The following is a 15,788-nucleotide window of genomic DNA, read 5'->3' on the forward strand; positions in this document are numbered from 1 at the left end:
GCATTTACACTCCTGCATAAAATTAGCTGTTAGATGATGGGTTTTAAATCGCCACAGTTCCATTCGTTTTTGACGCAATCGTAAAACGCTTTAAATGGGATTAGTTGGTACGCTCTGGAATTGGAAATGCGTTCACCGTTCAATCTGGCTGAACTGATATTGCCTGTCTTGTACCACGACAACTCCAGCCCGAATACTTCCCCGAATCGTTCTATGTTGATATAGATGCGGCGGTGTCCGTGATTTTCCCAAACACTGAATCCCATTTTGAGTAATTTGTTCTCAGTGCTAATCATGGAGCTGTAGACGTCACGCAGAGCCAGAGAAAACGCGATTTGATAATCGCCAACGATAGCGACGGTGTTTTTAGCAATTTTGTGGGCTGCTGAGAAAATTTGAGATTTGTTCATTTTGGAGTCCTTGATTATTCAGAGTTCCGCTCTGTCGGTGAGCTGTTATCAGTTCATGGTTTAAATATAGTTCATCGGTATTTGTTTGTCAATACAATTAAAATTAGAATAATGCAATTTAGTGATTCTGATCACACAATTCAGCATTCCATGCCATCACCTCCCGTGGTGGTTTTTTTATTTCTGCACCCATTCCCTTGGGTGACTATAACAACACCCCAAGCCATCACATCCGTGGTGGCTTCTCTTGCTGAACAATGGGACGCATTGAGGTCCCAGAGTAAATGAGACTGGGATTGCAGGAGTATGTTAGGACACAGTGTGTGAGATGAAAGCCCCTACAATGAGGGGCTAACTATTAGATAACTGAAAGTGATAGCTTTTTACCTACAGCGGCAAGTGCCCGGCTAATAGTATCAATTTTAGTTGTGTGGCGTGGTGCGAGTATTCGTTGGATTTCAGGAGGACGAATACCGGTTAAGCGCGATAATTCAGCTTTACTGACTTTAGCCGTTAGAAGCTCATTATTGAGTAAAATTTTGGCATACACGCTATCAGGTAAGTATACCCAATGTTCATCTTCTTGAAGCTCAGATGCGGGTGAAGGAAATGCCTTATCCATATCGAAGTAAATTTCAACACTGGAAAGTAAAACATCTTCGGCCATTTCCATTGCTTCAGGGATATCTGCACCACAAGTGATAGCTTCGGGGATACCTCTAAATGTTACTGTATATCCATTATCTTCTTTCGCAAATTTTGCAGGATAGTACATGTTGACCTCTTTAATAATCTATCGGTGCAGTGATAGCCCTCGCATTGAGGGCTAGAGTTTATTTTAAATCTAATTGTTTCTTGACTCCTTCGACCAACCCCTTTGTCAGTTCCTGACTTGGGTGTCTGGGGAGGTGGCTTATTTTACCTTTGTAGTAGAGTTTCAGATGCTTTTTGCCATTTTCTGCCTCGACTCCTTGAGCTTTTAGCCACTTTAAAAATTCACTTTGTTTCACTGCACCTCCGTTTCGTTAACTTGAAATCATTGTATGCAAAAATGCTAATAATAGCAAGTTAAAATTAGCATTTTTGCATATAAATGTTATCGCGCATTAGCACGCGCTTATCTAATCCAAGAGCCTACAGAAAGTGAACCTGAGAAAACCGTTAATTATGTGGCGTTCTTGGGGCGGCTTTTCTGTGCTAACAGGTTCACTTTCTATAGGAAACCACATAATGAAATACCCAACAGTCACTATTAATGGCATCTCTGTTCGTGTCGATAACGAAGGACGTTATAACCTAAATGACTTACATGCTGCTGCTGTTGCTAACGGAGAAGCAACCGAATCTCAAAAGCCGAGCAAATTTATTCGCAGTGCTCAGGTCAAGAGGTTTATAGAGGCACTGACCAAAGGACAAAAAAGTCCTCTGGAACAAAATCAACCACTTATAATCAATAATGGCGGTGATAATCCAGGAGTATGGGGTGTTGAGTTATTAGTAATCAGATATGCGGCTTGGCTTAAACCTGAATTTGAAATTCGGGTTTATAACACCTTTCGTGATGCTGTCCGGAACGAGTTTGATGTAATGACCCGTCTGAATCGCTTAGATCTGACCATTGAAGCAGAGGCAAGGGATATCAGTGCTTGTGCTCGCAAAATGAGTAATTGGGGTGTGGGAGGGAGAAAGCAGTTATTGCTTGCTGCCCGTGAACGAATGATTGAGCAGGTTCAACCATTCTTACCGGGGGTGCAGTCGATGCCTCCTCAAAATTGAGTTTACTGATTTTATTAGTAAAAGTGACGATGGTTAGCAAAGTAAGGAACAAAAATGGCTAAACCAGATTGGGAGGCCATCGAATCGGCTTACCGGGCTGGTTTGCTGTCTCTTCGGGAGATTGCCTCACAACATGGCATCAGTGAAGGTGCTATCCGTAAGCGAGCAAAGCGGGATGATTGGTCTCGTGACCTTGCCGCAAAAGTCAAAGAACGCACGGATGACATGGTACGCAAAGAAGAGGTACGCAATCAGGTACGCAGTCAAACAACTCTCTCTGAACGCGTACTGATTGAAGCCTCTGCGGAGGTCATTACTAAGGTTCGCATGGAGCATCGCGGTGATATCCGTCGAGCCAGAGATATTGCGAATGCACTATTTGATGAGCTGGGTGCGGAATGTGCCGATATCGATGCGTTGAGGCAATTAGGGCAACTCATGCATGAACCTGATGATAACGGGCGAGACAGACTCAATGAACTCTATCACGCCATTATCAGTCTGCCTGAGCGGGTGAAGTCGATGAAAGCCTTGAGCGAGACACTCAAGAACCTGATTGGGCTGGAGCGTCAGGCATACGGACTTGATGAGTTACAACCGAATAAAGCGGTCGATCAGCTATCGAATTTAATGGACGAACTGTCTAAGGGATAACATGAAGTCGGAACATTTAATGTTACTGCGCGATAAACTGTGGCGGCTGAATAATCTCTACTGGATAACGGACAAAGAAGGGAAGACTATCCGGTTTAAGATGACACCGGAACAGCTTGAGTACTTCGAAGGCATGCACACCCGTAACATCATTCTCAAAGCGCGACAGCTCGGTTTCACGACTGAGGTATGCATTATCCAGCTCGATGCAGCGCTATTCGAATCCGCTAAATGCGCCTTGATAGCCCATACGCTAAACGACGCCAAGCGCCTGTTCCGTGAGAAGGTCAAATATGCCTACGACCGATTGCCGGATGAGGTTAAGGCAGCAAATCCTGCCAGTAACGATGCAGCAGGGGAGCTGGTCTTTCGCAAAGGCGGTTCATTGTATGTCTCAACCTCGTTTCGTGGTGGCACATTGCGCTATCTGCATGTATCAGAGTTCGGGAAGATTTGTGCCAAGTTCCCCGACAAAGCGCGTGAGATAGTTACGGGTGCGTTTGAGGCAGTATCAACAGATTGTTTCACCACGATTGAGAGTACGGCAGAGGGGCGGGCTGGTTATTTCTTTGACTACTGCCAGACTGCCGAGAAAGCCCTGATACAAGGCAAACGACTCTCTAACCTAGACTGGAAGTTCTTTTTCTTTTCATGGTGGAAAAACCCACTGTATGCCATTGATCCGGTAGAACCCACACCGCAGCGATTGTCTGATTACTTTGCTGAACTGAGAGTCAAACACGGTATCACTCTCACCGAACGCCAGCAGGCTTGGTATCTCGCCAAAGAGAAAACGCTGGGCGATGACATGAAACGGGAATACCCCTCGATCCCCGCCGAAGCTTTCCAGCAATCGGTTGAAGGCGCTTATTACGCTAAGCAATTCCGCTGGCTGTACGAAAACAAACGCATTGGAAAATTGCCGGATAACTCCCATCTGCCTGTCCATACGTTCTGGGATATCGGTGTCGGGGATTCAACGGCTATCTGGTTTGTGCGTGAAGTCGGGGGAGAGTTTCACGTTATCGACTACTACGAGAACTCAGGTGAAGGGCTGCGGCACTATATGAAGGTGCTGAAAGACAAGGGTTACACCTACAGCGAGCACTGGGGACCACATGATATCGATAATCGGGAATTTGGTGCAGATGCGAAATCACGCCGGGAACTGGCGCGGGAAGGATATGAAATCGATGGTCAGCGTTATTCTCTTATCTTCAAGGTCGTGCCGAAAGTGGCGGTAGATACCGGTATCGAATCTGTGCGTGAAATATTGCCCAAGTGTGTCTTTGACGAGGAGAAATGCAGTGAAGGTATCTCCCATCTGGAAAGCTACCGTAAAGAGTGGGATGACAAACGCGGCTGCTGGAAAGATAAACCGCTGCATGACTTCACATCGCACGGTGCTGATGGTTTCCGTTATTTCGCTGTTGCCAAGAACAACCACAAGACGGTTGGTGCATTTTTCTTCTAAGGAGAGTCTTTCGTGAATGAAAAAACAGAATTTCTTGTTAATAGCCTAGCTGACACTATCGCCAAACGGATGATTTATGCGGCTGGTGGTGTTAGTGGCAATACGAAACGCACCAATATCTATTCTGAGTTCGGTTATCCCGAACAACTCAGGTTCAGAGAATATTACAACGCCTATGAGCGTAATGCTGTGGCACATGCTGCTGTGCATCGTTTACTGGATGGGTGCTGGCAGGATAATCCGACCATTATTGATGGCGAGGAAAAGAAAGAATCGGATGTCACAAGCTCATGGGAGACAAAAGTAACAAAATTATTAAAGCCGTATTGGCCGAAAATCAAAGACGCCGATCGCCGTAATATGATTGGTCACTATTCGGCGCTGCTCATTCAAGTTCGGGATAGCAGGGCATGGAGTGAGCCTATTGATACCACGGTAGTGTCACGGTTGAAGGGCGAAGCACTGGTAAACTTGATCCCAGTTTGGGAGCCTCAGCTTACGGTTGCAGAATGGGACACGGATATTAACTCCGAAACCTACGGGCAGCCGGCGATGTTCAACTTTGATGAACGCCCGATAGGTCAGGTTGAGATACAAGGGCCAGCAAAACAATTAACTATCCATCCATCGCGGGTCATTATTTTGTGCGAAGGGGCTGAGGATGGGAATATTTTTTCAGGTACACCGTTACTCAGGGCGGGATATAACAAGCTATTGGACATTGAAAAAGTCTCTGGCGGTAGTTCTGAGGGCTTTTTGAAAAACGCCTCTCGTCAAATTGGGGTGGAGTTTGATAAAGAAACCAGCATCAATGATCTTAGCCAAGTGGCAAAAGACGCTGGATATAAAAACCTCGGCGAGGCTTTAGAAGATAAAATCAATAAACTCAATCGTGGGACAGACTCAGCCGCTGTGATGCAGGCGGGTAAGCTGAATGTATTATCAGTCGCGCCGGGCGATCCAACGCCGACATGGGAAGTCACGATTCGTGAGTTTTGCGCCTCTGTGCAAGTGCCGTTTACCATTCTGTTTGGTACTCAAACGGGAAAATTAGCCGGGGATAAAGATGACGCGGCATGGAAAGTACGCCTGAACGGTCGCCGATGGGGATTTTTGACCCAATATGTAACACGATTGATAAATCGATTGTGGGAAATTGGCATTATCGAGCCACCTTCTTCTGGCGAGGTCACTATTGCATGGTCTGACATGCTCGCCGCCAGTGAGCAGGAGAAGATCGATAATATGATTAAGATGGCAGAGGCGGCACTGAAAACCCAGCAGGCGTTCGGGACATCAATATTCACTCCTAATGAGATTCGCACTGTGGGGGAATTGGAGCCACTGGAAGAAGAGCCAGAGCCACAGGGTGCAACAGGAGACCCGCTAACTGATGACCAAGAACAGAATCGGAACCCCGATCATACCGAGAAATAAGAGCGACCCTACCCAGTCATACCGACCCGTTAATAAGATGTTCCGGGATATCGAACGGCGATATTACGACATCAAAAAAGCCCTCAGACAGCGCTTTGATCTGCAATTAACCGGCAGAACGCAGGCAAGCAATGCGGGGCTATCGCATACCCTGCATGGCAACACACTCTATCAGGTCAATGCGGGGAGTTTCATCTATGACCTGTCAGCCTCTGAGCTGGCTTTACTGCTTGAGCGGATACAAAGCATTCTGGACGACTATCTGCTGGCAGGCGGTAAAGAAAATCTATGGGCGTTCGGCTATGTGGCGCAGGAGTATCAACGCGGCACCGTAAACGCTTATACCAATCTGTCGGCACAGTCCGCCGTCTATGCCCAGCAAACTACGTTATCAGCCTTGTTATCAACGCCTGCTTATCAGAATCAGGTGGCGACTGCGTTCGTGTCCACCTATAGCGATTGGAAGGGGCTGTCTGATGCAGCAAGAGCTGATTTGTCCAATGTCATATCCTCAGCTATCGCTCGCGGAATTAATCCCAGAGAAACAGCAAGGATTATCAGCAAGCGCCTTGATGTCTCAATGGGGTTAGCCAAGAACATCGCCCAAACGGAGCAGGTTGGTGCATTACGGCAAGCCAACTGGAACGAAGTGGCATGGGCTAAAGAGCGATTAGGTTTAAATACCCGTCTGCTTTGGCTCTCAGCCCTGAAACCAACTACCAGATCATGGCACGCTGCACGGCACGGGAAACTTTACACCAAGCAGGAAGTAGAGGAATTCTACGCCAAAAATGGCAACCGCTATCGCTGCTACTGCGCACAACAGCCTGTGGTGCTGGACGATGACGACAAACTGTATAACACGGGCCTAACAGCGCGGCTGGGTGAAGAGCGCAAAGGCTGGCAGGGCAATTCATCTAAGTAACAACTCAAAGAGGTGACGACATGGGATTCTTTGGAATTCATGTTAAGTCACTGGCCTTAAACTCCGCCAATATCTCAACAGAATCCCTTGATGGTGATGAGCATATCGTCATTCGTGGCGTGGTGCCTGTCGTGGATGATGTTGTGATGAACGGAGGATTATATCCCGCCAGTGAGATTAACAAGAGCTATCAGTCAATGGAGGGGAAACAGGTTCCTTACGGACACCCCAAAATTGACGGTCAGTATATTTCGGCTGATATGCCCAGAGCGGTGAATCAGTTTCATATCGGTGCATGGGCGGAGAACGTACGCAAAGACGGTGACCGGGTGATGATGGATGTGAAGGTCAACCGACGATTTGCGGAATCCTCTGATAAAGGGAAAGAATTTTTATCCCGCGTGGATGACATTATTGCCGGGAACAGTACCGATCCTATCCATGTTTCCACCGGATTACTGCTCCAGCGAGAGCAAAATAAGGGAAAGTCAAAAGGCAAGGCGTATAGCTGGATTGCTCGGAATATGCACTTTGACCATATCGCCGTCCTCCCTGCCAGTGCGCCGGGGGCAGCGACACCGGAAGAAGGCGTGGGGATGTTTGTTAACGCTGACGGTGAGCAGGTTGAAGTTGAACAGGTTAATCTGTCTGAAGCTGCCAATTGCACCCAAGAGAGGCTGATTGATAAGACGAAGTTCTTCTTTAGCAACGCATCAAATTTCGCCTTCGACGACATTTATTCTGCTCTGAGAACGAAGTTAAAAACTACCTACACCGATGATGACTGGCCTTACCCGGAAACGGTCTGGCCTGACAAATTCATCTATTACCGAACCGGTAAAACCTACCAGCAAAAATACCTCATGAACGATGACGGCACTGCCGAACTCGTGGGTGAGCCTGTGGAAGTGGTACGCAAACCCACTGAATACGAAGAAGTGAAGACCAATAAGGAACATAACCCGATGAAAGACATGATTATCAATGCCCTGAAAGCCGCCAACAAAGAGACGGACGGCAAATCTGACGCGGAATTGCTGACGACCTATAACGCACTGAAAGAATCAGAGCAAAAGGCCAAGGAAGAGGACGAGAAAAAAGCAAAAGAGAAGAAAGAGAAGGATGTGGCAACCAATGCCAACGATATGCCCGATTGGGCAAGGCTCATGAGCGATGAGCTTAAGGGGCTGAAAAGCGCATTGACTGCCAATGCGGATAAAGAAAAGGCGGACAAGCGGGCTGCGGTAAAAGCCAAATTCGGTCTGGATGATATGGCCGTTAACGCACTGGATGGCGCGGCGCTCGATGGCTTCTATGCACAATGTCAGACCTCAGTCGGGCTGAATTCATCATTCACAAACAACAATTCTTCTGAATCATTCACCTCTATGCCGGAGTAATAGAAATGGCGAAAAATGGAAAACGCGTTATTCATGCGGGCGGTTTATTCCCTAACCCGATGCTGAACAGAGAAGGTGCGGCAGCAGTCGATACGTTGCCCGGTACGATTGGTTATTTTGATAAAGGCAGGTTCAAAGCCTCAGTAGATGGCAAGGAAGCGGCAATCCTATATGTTGCCAATATTGATTATCTTCGTTGTCAGACCATTGATGACCCTATTACGGCTGGTAGCGTGGTTGTCAGTATTCACCCTATGGCGGGGGTATTTCTAAACGTTCGTGCGACAGAGGGAACATATAAAAAAGGGCAGACTGTAACAGTCACTAACGGTCAGATTAAAGCTGCTAACGATGGGGCTATTTTTGCCTATGTCGAAGAAGACGAACTCACAGCAAAAACAGGCGACTTGGTTCGTGTGGTGTTTAAATAAGGAGAACTGAATGTTTTATTTTTCAACCAAAAAGGCAACTGAAACCAGAAACCTTGAGGCTAACCAAGCTCAGTTTGGTGAGTTGACATTAGCCCGTAACTCATCGGCTCAGGCGGTAGCGGATTTTATTTCTCGCGCGCGTTTTCGTAGTGAAGACGCTCCGCGACTTGATGCGGTTAATGCCATTGATGATATCAAGCGCCTGTATCGTTCGTATGACCAGACAGTGCTGGCGGAATTCGAGCCTAACACTGAATTTACTCTTCTGAATGATCTAATGCCGTTGTCACGCTCTGTTCGTCTGGAAGAGTCTGTTTATGAGTACGCCCGCACAGGCGGTACTGGTTGGGCGCATACGTCAATGTCCGGTCAGATTGGTGCAGCTCTGGATGCCCGTTCTTACAGCTTTGACGGTACTATGGTGCCAATTCATGACACCGGATTTAAATTTAACTGGCGTGATCCTGTATTTAACAAAGGTTCCGCCCTAGCCTCATTGTCTGATGCGCAGGCCGACTCGGTGAAAGTTGTTCGTCGTAAATATCTCGACTTTATCTGGAATGGCTTTCGTGACAGTGAAGGTAATTTCATTAAGTTTGATGACAAGACGTGGAAAGGCTTACGCGCTGATGAGCGTGTCGCACAGGTAACACTGAACGTCGATCACACCACGAGTACAGATGGTCAGGCAATGCGCAGTGAAGTAATGAAAGTGCGTGACGTGTTGAAATTACAAAACTACCAATACGGAGTCCAAACTTGGTATGTATCAGGTGAAATCCTGTCCAACTGGGAAAAGCTGTATTACGACGTTAACCAAACGCGCACCGTGCTTGAAGAAATCAAGAAAATCACCGGCATTGCTGGCATCAAAGAAGACTTTGAGTTGAAAGGTAATGAAATGATGATTGTTCCTTTGGGTGCTGGCGTTATCGCTCCGATTGTCGGTCAGGCTTTTGGTACAGTTGCCGACCCTCGCCAGTTTTACAACTCTGATTACGTGTGGCGTACATGGGGGGCGGCTGGATTGATGGTTAAGCAAGACATCAACGGTCACTTCTCAGTTATTCACGCGAAAGGCGCATAAAGGGGACTTATGGCATTGGTAAGGGTTATTTCAAATAACTTTTTTGCTGGTGCCAACCTCAAAAAGCTAGAGGTTGGCGCTCTGCTAGAAGTTTCAGAAGGCAATGCGGGATCATGGGTTAAAGCTGGTCTGGTAGAGAGAATCGAAGACAGAAAGCTTGAAGTTGCCACACCAGCCAAAGCAAAAGGCAAAGGTAAGAAGGATAAACACGATGGTGCAGATAGCGCTGAATGATATCAAGCCAATGATAGCCGAACTTGGGTTTACATTGCCTGATTCAGTTCTTGAGTTGTTACTGGGTCGGGTAAATGAAAAATCTGAGTGTATGGCGGCTCATGGTTACGATGAAAAGTTGCAAAAGCTATTGCTTATCTATTCCGCTGTTCGTCTGGCCTCGCTGTCAGGCGCAAGGAAAATTGCCTCGCAGAGTGCACCTTCCGGTGCTTCCCGTTCATTCGCTTATGATTCCGCTGGCACGGATTATCCGCTTAAGCAAATCAGAATGTGGGATACATCCGGCTGCTTGTCTGGCTTACCACTGGAGAGTAAATCTGTCGGCTTCTTTGATGTGGTGGGGTGAGTATGAGTAGTGTTGCTAGCTGGGGCTATACCGCCCCTTGTACCTTCTGGAAGCTGTTAGGAACTGATGAATATGGCCGACCGTTGGGTTATGAAACACCACAAATCATCCTATGTGATTATCAGGGTGGGCTGTCCAGCAAAATATCAGGCATTGGTACTGAACTGGTCGCTAAAAACACCTTCTGGACGGAGTTTGCTAATGCATCCACAGGTGATTACATATTGATTGGCGAGTCCTCTAATCCAAATCCTATAGAGGCAGACGCTGATGAAATCAAACATATTGTTCGTTATGCAGATACCTTTGAACGTACAGCGGATGATTACGCATTAGTAACAGGTGTGTGATATGGGCGTAAAGGTGAAAGGCATTAGTGAAGCAAAGACAAAACTCAACGCCCTAATCGGTGATATACGAGGACGGAAAGTTGTCCGTGCCATATATAAGGCTCTGTATATCGGAAGTGCTCAGGCTGCGCTTTATACTCCGATTGATACTTCCACGCTGATTAACTCTCAGTTCCGTGATGTGCGTTTTGATGGCGTACTGCTCACTGGACGTGTGGGTTATTCGGCAAACTATGCCGTTTATGTCCATGATCCGAATGTGAAGCAGACATTCCGACGAGCAACAGCGAAGAAGGCGTTTCTGAAACTGGGCTTTGATGAGATGAGGCAGCAGATCGATAAGGCTGTGGCACAGGAGCTGAAACTATGATGGTCTTTGAGCAATTCCGCCATTATCTGGGGAAAGCAGCACTCACTGACGGTTTTAAAATCCAGATGCTCAACTGGATTGAGCAAAAAGGGGATGACGGTCAGACACAATATATGGTCTTTCAGCCTGCTGGGGGAACAGGTCGGCTGGATGATTTAGGGGCTGACGACAATGTGCAGGTCATTCTGGTCAGCGGACAGAATAATCCCCAACCCGTTATCCAGCACGCCCAGAAGATACTCGATTATGTGGCGGTGCATCCTGATGATGACTGCCTGAACGCGGTCTTTAATCTGGGTGGCCTGCCCGTCCCTATTCCCACCCAAGAGAACCGGTACGTTATCCGGTTGCTCTTTCGCTGTACATCCTAATCAGGTCGCCTTACGCGGCCTTTTTTATTTTTATTATAAGAGGTTATTCACATGGCAGATTGCCCAGTAGAAACCAATAAGCTCATTGGTCGTAACGCTATTATACGCCTTGCGCAGGGCTGCCCTGATGCAGCGCCAGACCAATCAGCGTTTTTTCGGATAGGTGCATTGACCACCAAATCATTTGACCTGTCACCCAATACTCTGACCTCAGAGGCTGATGATTCAAAAGGGCTGGTGGAAAGTGTTGTTACTAGTATGGACTTAACCATTAGTTTTGATGGTGAATACCGCAAGCGAGATAAAAGTGAAGACTTTGGTCCATTGCGTTTGTTGAAGGAAATCCCGAAGGAGGTTCAAGCGGGGCGCCAACCTGCGTATTGGGTGCAGATGGACTTCACCGGAGAAGATTCGCTGGTATTACAGGCGTACATGGTATTTACGTCATGGTCCTCTCAGTTTGGTTCTAGCGAGTTTGCGACATACTCTGGCGAGCTGAAAGTGAGTGATGCCGATACGGTTGATTGGTTGATTGAAGAGGTTGCGGTGCAGTCAGTTTCTGTTAACCCTCAGTCATTGACAGTAGCGAAAGGGAAAGCAGGTTCTTTTATGGTGAATTTCAATCCTGCTGATGCTACTGACAAAACCTATACCGCAGTATCAGACAAACCCAGTATTGCGACAGTGAGCCAGATAGGTAATGTCGTAACAGTAAAAGGCATTGCAGAAGGCTCTGCCAACATCACAGTTACTACGAGGGATGGCAGTAAGACAATTAAGTGTGGAGTTACCGTCACGGCATAACATCACAAAGGGCACTTCCGAGCGCCCTTGATAATGTTCAGGAGGAATTATGACGCCTATTATTGATATTGGTGAGATGGTTATCTCTACTGATAAAACCGATTATTTACTGCGCCCCTCTTTCTCTGCAATGACACGTATCGGTACACCTCGACAAATTGTGGAGACGTACACTTTTCTCAATGGGGCAGAGACTCAGGAGTTAATTAACCGTGCGCTGGTGGCTTATGGCACACTTCCCGACTGGCTGATTAAACTAATGCGTAAACCTGTATTTGGGCGCGCTATTCTGTCAGCGTCCATGATAGTTATACAGGCGTGCTGTGAAGAAGATGCGGACGAACTGATCGGGGAATGGCGACCAGGGCGAAAAGGAATTATATATCGTCCGGGAAGAGTACCAATAAATGACATCATTGTTATTGCTCGCGAACTGATAACGCATGGTGTTATTGGTCGGGTCAAAATCAGAAGACTCCAGCGTCATGAAGGAACGGAAGCGTTTTCTGACCAGTTTAAAGCCATTGAATACATCAACGCAGCCCGCGCTCATTTCAATATGTCACGCGAAGAAGCCGAGCAGTTAACGATGACTGAATTTCAGATGATGCTGAAAGCCAAGTTTCCTGATGAGAAAGGTTTTACTCGCGAAGAGTACGACGCCGTTATTGATGCTGATGATCAGCGCACTAATGACCTGATGAGTGGTAAGCGAAGGTTAGTGAGTATGAAAAAATAATAGTCGCAAACTAGAGCGTTCAATATACCGATTAATTATCCCAGCCCGCCCGCGCAGATTTTTCATTTGTGCCTGAATAACCCCTTGTTATTGGACCTAGCCTTTTTTGCGCTAGTTGTTCTCAGAGTTTTTTCTATCTGTTGAATATTCTGCACCACATCCTTAAGCAAGGCTAAAATTGTCGTTTTTTCAGGTGAAGCCGGAGACAGAATTGCGCGGATGACACTGGGAGAGATAGAGAGACTAATTTTATCGGAATCTAAGGCTTCCTTATGTTCAATAGCAAATTTTAACATCTCAATGAGTTCCGAATTCATTGAACGTCCGTTTTTCTTTGCTAGTTTAGCTATCTCACCCCTCATGCCGGTAGGCATACGGACGTTAAATCTATCCATTTCTTGGCTGGGGCATCTCTTAGTCATGGTGTACCTCAAATTATGATGAATTAATCATAGTGCAAATTTAGCATCATTTATGCAGCACGGCTTACAGTGATGGCACCAAGCCAAGGGCGGTGATCAAATACTGATCTGTTCAACAGAATTGGCTAATTTAACAGTGATTGTTAGTATTAACAATACATATTTACGCGCATTACGTGTGTAGTTGGTTGAATATTCGAAGCATATCGCAATTCTCAATCGATTTCCTTTACAAAACGTTACAATTACGCAATAAATAGTACCGTTCCAAAACGGAAAAGCCCCCAACTGCTGGAACAGTCAGGGGCTTCTAAATCGTCTAATACCTAGATAGGGGAATATAGACATGCTTATTATAGCAACTAAAGAAGTTAGTAAAACTATTAATGTCCCATTTTATGGCTCAGATCTCTATGTCGTTAATTATAACGGTGAGCCATATGTACCGATGATGGACTCAACTGTTATTGACATTATAAACATTGCTTTATACACTTGTCTTAGAGGCGTCAGAACCTCAAGTAAGCGGTCAAAACCAACCCCGTCAGTGTTGGATTTTTTATGCCTAATTTTTGATGGTAGCCTTACGGCTATCACTCCCCTGACTCAAAGTCGGGAGGGCGACGAATATAACACCCGAAAGGGGAATGAGTCCGCGGCGCTTACTGCCGTTCTGAACCTCCCGGCACCATTTTATGGTTGTTCACTTTTCAGAAAAAAGTAAGGAGTCATTTATGGCTAATCAAATTATCATCTCTGATATCACTATTCACCAAGACGCCAAAGGGCGTTATTCCATTAATGACCTTCATCAGGCTTCTGGCGGAGAGCGTAAACATGAACCTGCAGCTTGGCTTAGACTTGATCAAACCAATGAATTAATTCAGGAAATTTTAAATACACAGATCTGCGTATTTAATCCTGTCGAATCCCGTAAAGGTCGCTATGGCGGCACTTATGTTTGTAAAGAGCTTGTTTATTCCTATGCAATGTGGATTAGCGCCACATTCGCCCTAAAAGTCATTAGGGCGTATGATAACTTGGTTAATGGTCGTATTAATGCAGTAGAAAGTAAAACCACAGTCCAACAACGTAACCCATTAAAGAACGCCATTAACCTTTTGGTGAGCAAGAAAAGCATCATGTACCCAGAAGCTTATTCTTTAGTTCACCAACGGTTCAATGTAGAGCATATAGATGAATTGACAGCCGATCAGTTACCACAGGCTATCGAATATGTTCACAAGATGGCAATGGAGGGTGAATATCTTGGCAAAGAAGAGTTACCATCTCAACCTACACAAATGGATTTGTCGCTTGAGCTAAATAACATTGGAGTGATTCATAGTCGTCTCAGAAAAATGGTCGACATATGGGAAGAGTCTATATCACCAGCACTAAAATTAGTGAATTCACCAATAGCTTCACGGTTTCACGCTTACTTATGGGATACCACTGGGACAACTTACTCGACGAAGTGTGCAATTGAACGAAAGGCTAAGAAGTTACTGAGCTAACCCCAAGCCACGGATGGCTTTGAATCAAATCACCATCACATAAATGCCACTTAAATGTGGCTTTTTGCGTTCTTTTGCGCTAACTGGTTGGTATTATAAGCAAAATTTGATGATGGGGATTGTGATGAGGAAGTTATTAATAGCCGGAGTTTCTTTTTCAGCGTTGATACTGTCTGGGTGTATGGCAACGCCCAATGAAGCCAGAAATAAAAGTCCGAATTTTGAAAGCCAGAGTAGCAGAAATGCACAAGATCTCGCTGGTTGCATATATAACGGGTGGACGAATACAAGGATATTATTGGGAAGAGATAATACAGTCCACACCGAATCATTCAATGGCGTTACCACTATATTTACTTATAGTGATTCTATATTTGCAGACGTGAAAGGCACTCCCAACGGTTCAGAAGTGAAATTTTATAAAACGATACTTGGGGCTGTTCCAGTTGAACAGAATAGAAGAGAAATCTTAGAGAAGTGCTTGGCTAGCGATGAGAAGTTATGATGAAAAAATTCTTTTCAGCCATGATATGCTGCTTATTTCTGATCGGTTGTGATAGCTCAGTTGAGGTGTTTGGCATAACTCTTGGTGGAGATTTTGATAAATTAAAAAAACGGGAGTTAGTAGAGAAAATTGATTTAATTCCATCAAAAAAACATTTCATATTAGCTGATCTAAAAAAAGTTCCAAGCCCAGAAGCCGGAGATTCTGCAAATTATTTCGTTCAAGTTATTGATGGTAAAATAGTTAGTGTTGCAGCAACGGTGAAAGATGATTCATCATCATATTATAAGAATCTTTCCTCTTATGCGCGTAGCAAACTTGGTGAGTCAGTGGCAACAGAGAATAGTGTTACAGATAGTGACGCAGTGAAAAAAATTCCATATGGTTGTGTGAGGGAAAAATCTTGTCTAGATACTAAGTACAATGTGTACAGAAAAGGTAATGTTAACTCTATTATTTCAACTAGTAATGGAGAAACGAAAATCCAATTTGACACCGATGATTTGAAAAGCGCCTTGTAATAAAAAATTAATTGG

At 45.6% G+C, this 15,788-nt stretch carries 22 protein-coding genes and 1 pseudogene; 19 read left to right on the top strand and 4 right to left on the bottom strand.

Annotated features, from left to right (window positions below):
- Window positions 1-29 precede the first annotated feature (29 nt).
- The 3 genes from BDE27_RS01640 to BDE27_RS01650 form a co-directional block, all read right to left on the bottom strand.
- Complete coding sequence (locus BDE27_RS01640; protein WP_099133246.1) at window positions 30-410, bottom strand: hypothetical protein; 381 nt, start codon at window positions 408-410, stop codon at window positions 30-32.
- A gap of 358 nt (window positions 411-768) precedes the next feature.
- Window positions 769-1,185 carry a type II toxin-antitoxin system HicB family antitoxin gene (locus tag BDE27_RS01645; RefSeq protein ID WP_099134131.1) on the bottom strand — a complete coding sequence of 139 codons (417 nt, stop codon included), beginning with the start codon at window positions 1,183-1,185 and terminating at the stop codon, window positions 769-771.
- A 58-nt stretch (window positions 1,186-1,243) separates the two neighbouring features.
- Window positions 1,244-1,420, bottom strand: a complete 177-nt coding sequence (locus BDE27_RS01650) for a type II toxin-antitoxin system HicA family toxin (RefSeq protein WP_099108575.1) — start codon at window positions 1,418-1,420, stop codon at window positions 1,244-1,246.
- Between the two features lie 220 nt (window positions 1,421-1,640).
- Between BDE27_RS01650 and BDE27_RS01655 the strand changes: the two genes are divergently transcribed.
- The 15 genes from BDE27_RS01655 (at window position 1,641) to BDE27_RS01725 (ending at window position 12,808) form a co-directional block, all read left to right on the top strand.
- Entirely contained in the window at window positions 1,641-2,186 is a 546-nt protein-coding gene (locus tag BDE27_RS01655) for a KilA-N domain-containing protein (RefSeq protein WP_099134132.1), read from the top strand.
- Window positions 2,187-2,240: 54 nt separating this feature from the next.
- Window positions 2,241-2,840, top strand: a complete 600-nt coding sequence (locus BDE27_RS01660; protein WP_099132791.1) for a hypothetical protein — start codon at window positions 2,241-2,243, stop codon at window positions 2,838-2,840.
- A gap of 1 nt (window position 2,841) precedes the next feature.
- On the top strand, window positions 2,842-4,314 hold the full coding sequence (locus BDE27_RS01665) for a terminase (RefSeq protein ID WP_099132790.1): 1,473 nt from the start codon (window positions 2,842-2,844) through the stop codon (window positions 4,312-4,314).
- Between the two features lie 69 nt (window positions 4,315-4,383).
- The gene (locus tag BDE27_RS01670) at window positions 4,384-5,751 is read left to right on the top strand and encodes an anti-CBASS protein Acb1 family protein (protein WP_099132798.1); all 1,368 of its coding nucleotides are present in this window, start codon (window positions 4,384-4,386) and stop codon (window positions 5,749-5,751) included.
- Entirely contained in the window at window positions 5,708-6,676 is a 969-nt protein-coding gene (locus BDE27_RS01675) for a phage minor head protein (protein WP_244208658.1), read from the top strand. Before BDE27_RS01670 ends, BDE27_RS01675 begins: the two co-directional genes overlap by 44 nt.
- Window positions 6,677-6,696: 20 nt before the next feature.
- Window positions 6,697-8,076 carry a DUF2213 domain-containing protein gene (locus BDE27_RS01680; protein ID WP_099132788.1) on the top strand — a complete coding sequence of 460 codons (1,380 nt, stop codon included), beginning with the start codon at window positions 6,697-6,699 and terminating at the stop codon, window positions 8,074-8,076.
- Window positions 8,077-8,081: 5 nt separating this feature from the next.
- Entirely contained in the window at window positions 8,082-8,507 is a 426-nt protein-coding gene (locus tag BDE27_RS01685; RefSeq protein WP_099132787.1) for a hypothetical protein, read from the top strand.
- A gap of 10 nt (window positions 8,508-8,517) precedes the next feature.
- Complete coding sequence (locus BDE27_RS01690) at window positions 8,518-9,594, top strand: major capsid protein (protein ID WP_099132786.1); 1,077 nt, start codon at window positions 8,518-8,520, stop codon at window positions 9,592-9,594.
- A 9-nt stretch (window positions 9,595-9,603) separates the two neighbouring features.
- Window positions 9,604-9,828, top strand: a complete 225-nt coding sequence (locus BDE27_RS01695) for a hypothetical protein (protein ID WP_099132785.1) — start codon at window positions 9,604-9,606, stop codon at window positions 9,826-9,828.
- Window positions 9,806-10,174, top strand: coding sequence for a DUF7370 family protein (locus tag BDE27_RS01700; protein WP_099132784.1), 369 nt, complete (start codon window positions 9,806-9,808; stop codon window positions 10,172-10,174). Before BDE27_RS01695 ends, BDE27_RS01700 begins: the two co-directional genes overlap by 23 nt.
- Window positions 10,175-10,176: 2 nt before the next feature.
- The gene (locus tag BDE27_RS01705; protein WP_099132783.1) at window positions 10,177-10,524 is read left to right on the top strand and encodes a hypothetical protein; all 348 of its coding nucleotides are present in this window, start codon (window positions 10,177-10,179) and stop codon (window positions 10,522-10,524) included.
- A 1-nt stretch (window position 10,525) separates the two neighbouring features.
- The gene (locus BDE27_RS01710; RefSeq protein WP_099132782.1) at window positions 10,526-10,894 is read left to right on the top strand and encodes a hypothetical protein; all 369 of its coding nucleotides are present in this window, start codon (window positions 10,526-10,528) and stop codon (window positions 10,892-10,894) included.
- Window positions 10,891-11,265 carry a phage tail termination protein gene (locus BDE27_RS01715; protein ID WP_099132781.1) on the top strand — a complete coding sequence of 125 codons (375 nt, stop codon included), beginning with the start codon at window positions 10,891-10,893 and terminating at the stop codon, window positions 11,263-11,265. The genes BDE27_RS01710 and BDE27_RS01715 overlap by 4 nt, the downstream gene beginning before the upstream one ends.
- 51 nt (window positions 11,266-11,316) lie before the next feature.
- A complete protein-coding gene (locus BDE27_RS01720; RefSeq protein WP_099132780.1) occupies window positions 11,317-12,069 on the top strand; it encodes an Ig-like domain-containing protein in 753 nt (250 codons plus the stop codon).
- Window positions 12,070-12,118: 49 nt separating this feature from the next.
- Window positions 12,119-12,808, top strand: coding sequence for a DUF6246 family protein (locus BDE27_RS01725; protein WP_099132779.1), 690 nt, complete (start codon window positions 12,119-12,121; stop codon window positions 12,806-12,808).
- Window positions 12,809-12,870: 62 nt separating this feature from the next.
- On the opposite strand, the gene BDE27_RS01730 is transcribed toward BDE27_RS01725, so the two are convergent.
- Window positions 12,871-13,230: an Arc family DNA-binding protein gene (locus BDE27_RS01730; protein ID WP_099132778.1), complete on the bottom strand. Its 360-nt coding sequence runs from the start codon at window positions 13,228-13,230 to the stop codon at window positions 12,871-12,873.
- A gap of 346 nt (window positions 13,231-13,576) precedes the next feature.
- On the opposite strand from BDE27_RS01730, the pseudogene BDE27_RS20335 reads away from it, so the two are divergent.
- The 4 genes and pseudogenes from BDE27_RS20335 to BDE27_RS01750 all read left to right on the top strand — a co-directional run.
- Window positions 13,577-13,681, top strand: a pseudogene (locus tag BDE27_RS20335) (phage antirepressor N-terminal domain-containing protein); the annotation flags it as partial.
- Between the two features lie 283 nt (window positions 13,682-13,964).
- The gene (locus BDE27_RS01740; RefSeq protein WP_099132776.1) at window positions 13,965-14,747 is read left to right on the top strand and encodes a KilA-N domain-containing protein; all 783 of its coding nucleotides are present in this window, start codon (window positions 13,965-13,967) and stop codon (window positions 14,745-14,747) included.
- Between the two features lie 109 nt (window positions 14,748-14,856).
- Window positions 14,857-15,252, top strand: a complete 396-nt coding sequence (locus BDE27_RS01745) for a hypothetical protein (protein ID WP_147423937.1) — start codon at window positions 14,857-14,859, stop codon at window positions 15,250-15,252.
- Window positions 15,249-15,773, top strand: coding sequence for a hypothetical protein (locus BDE27_RS01750; RefSeq protein ID WP_099132774.1), 525 nt, complete (start codon window positions 15,249-15,251; stop codon window positions 15,771-15,773). The genes BDE27_RS01745 and BDE27_RS01750 overlap by 4 nt, the downstream gene beginning before the upstream one ends.
- The last annotated feature ends 15 nt before the right edge of the window (window positions 15,774-15,788 follow it).

Origin of the sequence: Xenorhabdus ehlersii (assembly GCF_003610465.1) — a bacterium.
Lineage (GTDB): Bacteria > Pseudomonadota > Gammaproteobacteria > Enterobacterales > Enterobacteriaceae > Xenorhabdus > Xenorhabdus ehlersii.

Excerpts from the sequence above, each read along its gene's own strand:
- BDE27_RS01640 (WP_099133246.1), bottom strand. The coding sequence starts at position 410 with ATGAACAAATCTCAAATTTTCTCAGCAGCCCACAAAATTGCTAAAAAC.
- BDE27_RS01645 (WP_099134131.1), bottom strand. The coding sequence starts at position 1,185 with ATGTACTATCCTGCAAAATTTGCGAAAGAAGATAATGGATATACAGTA.
- BDE27_RS01655 (WP_099134132.1), top strand. The coding sequence starts at position 1,641 with ATGAAATACCCAACAGTCACTATTAATGGCATCTCTGTTCGTGTCGAT.
- BDE27_RS01660 (WP_099132791.1), top strand. The coding sequence starts at position 2,241 with ATGGCTAAACCAGATTGGGAGGCCATCGAATCGGCTTACCGGGCTGGT.
- BDE27_RS01665 (WP_099132790.1), top strand. The coding sequence starts at position 2,842 with ATGAAGTCGGAACATTTAATGTTACTGCGCGATAAACTGTGGCGGCTG.
- BDE27_RS01670 (WP_099132798.1), top strand. The coding sequence starts at position 4,384 with ATGATTTATGCGGCTGGTGGTGTTAGTGGCAATACGAAACGCACCAAT.
- BDE27_RS01675 (WP_244208658.1), top strand. The coding sequence starts at position 5,708 with ATGACCAAGAACAGAATCGGAACCCCGATCATACCGAGAAATAAGAGC.
- BDE27_RS01680 (WP_099132788.1), top strand. The coding sequence starts at position 6,697 with ATGGGATTCTTTGGAATTCATGTTAAGTCACTGGCCTTAAACTCCGCC.
- BDE27_RS01685 (WP_099132787.1), top strand. The coding sequence starts at position 8,082 with ATGGCGAAAAATGGAAAACGCGTTATTCATGCGGGCGGTTTATTCCCT.
- BDE27_RS01690 (WP_099132786.1), top strand. The coding sequence starts at position 8,518 with ATGTTTTATTTTTCAACCAAAAAGGCAACTGAAACCAGAAACCTTGAG.
- BDE27_RS01695 (WP_099132785.1), top strand. The coding sequence starts at position 9,604 with ATGGCATTGGTAAGGGTTATTTCAAATAACTTTTTTGCTGGTGCCAAC.
- BDE27_RS01700 (WP_099132784.1), top strand. The coding sequence starts at position 9,806 with ATGGTGCAGATAGCGCTGAATGATATCAAGCCAATGATAGCCGAACTT.
- BDE27_RS01705 (WP_099132783.1), top strand. The coding sequence starts at position 10,177 with ATGAGTAGTGTTGCTAGCTGGGGCTATACCGCCCCTTGTACCTTCTGG.
- BDE27_RS01710 (WP_099132782.1), top strand. The coding sequence starts at position 10,526 with ATGGGCGTAAAGGTGAAAGGCATTAGTGAAGCAAAGACAAAACTCAAC.
- BDE27_RS01715 (WP_099132781.1), top strand. The coding sequence starts at position 10,891 with ATGATGGTCTTTGAGCAATTCCGCCATTATCTGGGGAAAGCAGCACTC.
- BDE27_RS01720 (WP_099132780.1), top strand. The coding sequence starts at position 11,317 with ATGGCAGATTGCCCAGTAGAAACCAATAAGCTCATTGGTCGTAACGCT.
- BDE27_RS01725 (WP_099132779.1), top strand. The coding sequence starts at position 12,119 with ATGACGCCTATTATTGATATTGGTGAGATGGTTATCTCTACTGATAAA.
- BDE27_RS01730 (WP_099132778.1), bottom strand. The coding sequence starts at position 13,230 with ATGACTAAGAGATGCCCCAGCCAAGAAATGGATAGATTTAACGTCCGT.
- BDE27_RS01740 (WP_099132776.1), top strand. The coding sequence starts at position 13,965 with ATGGCTAATCAAATTATCATCTCTGATATCACTATTCACCAAGACGCC.
- BDE27_RS01745 (WP_147423937.1), top strand. The coding sequence starts at position 14,857 with ATGATGGGGATTGTGATGAGGAAGTTATTAATAGCCGGAGTTTCTTTT.
- BDE27_RS01750 (WP_099132774.1), top strand. The coding sequence starts at position 15,249 with ATGATGAAAAAATTCTTTTCAGCCATGATATGCTGCTTATTTCTGATC.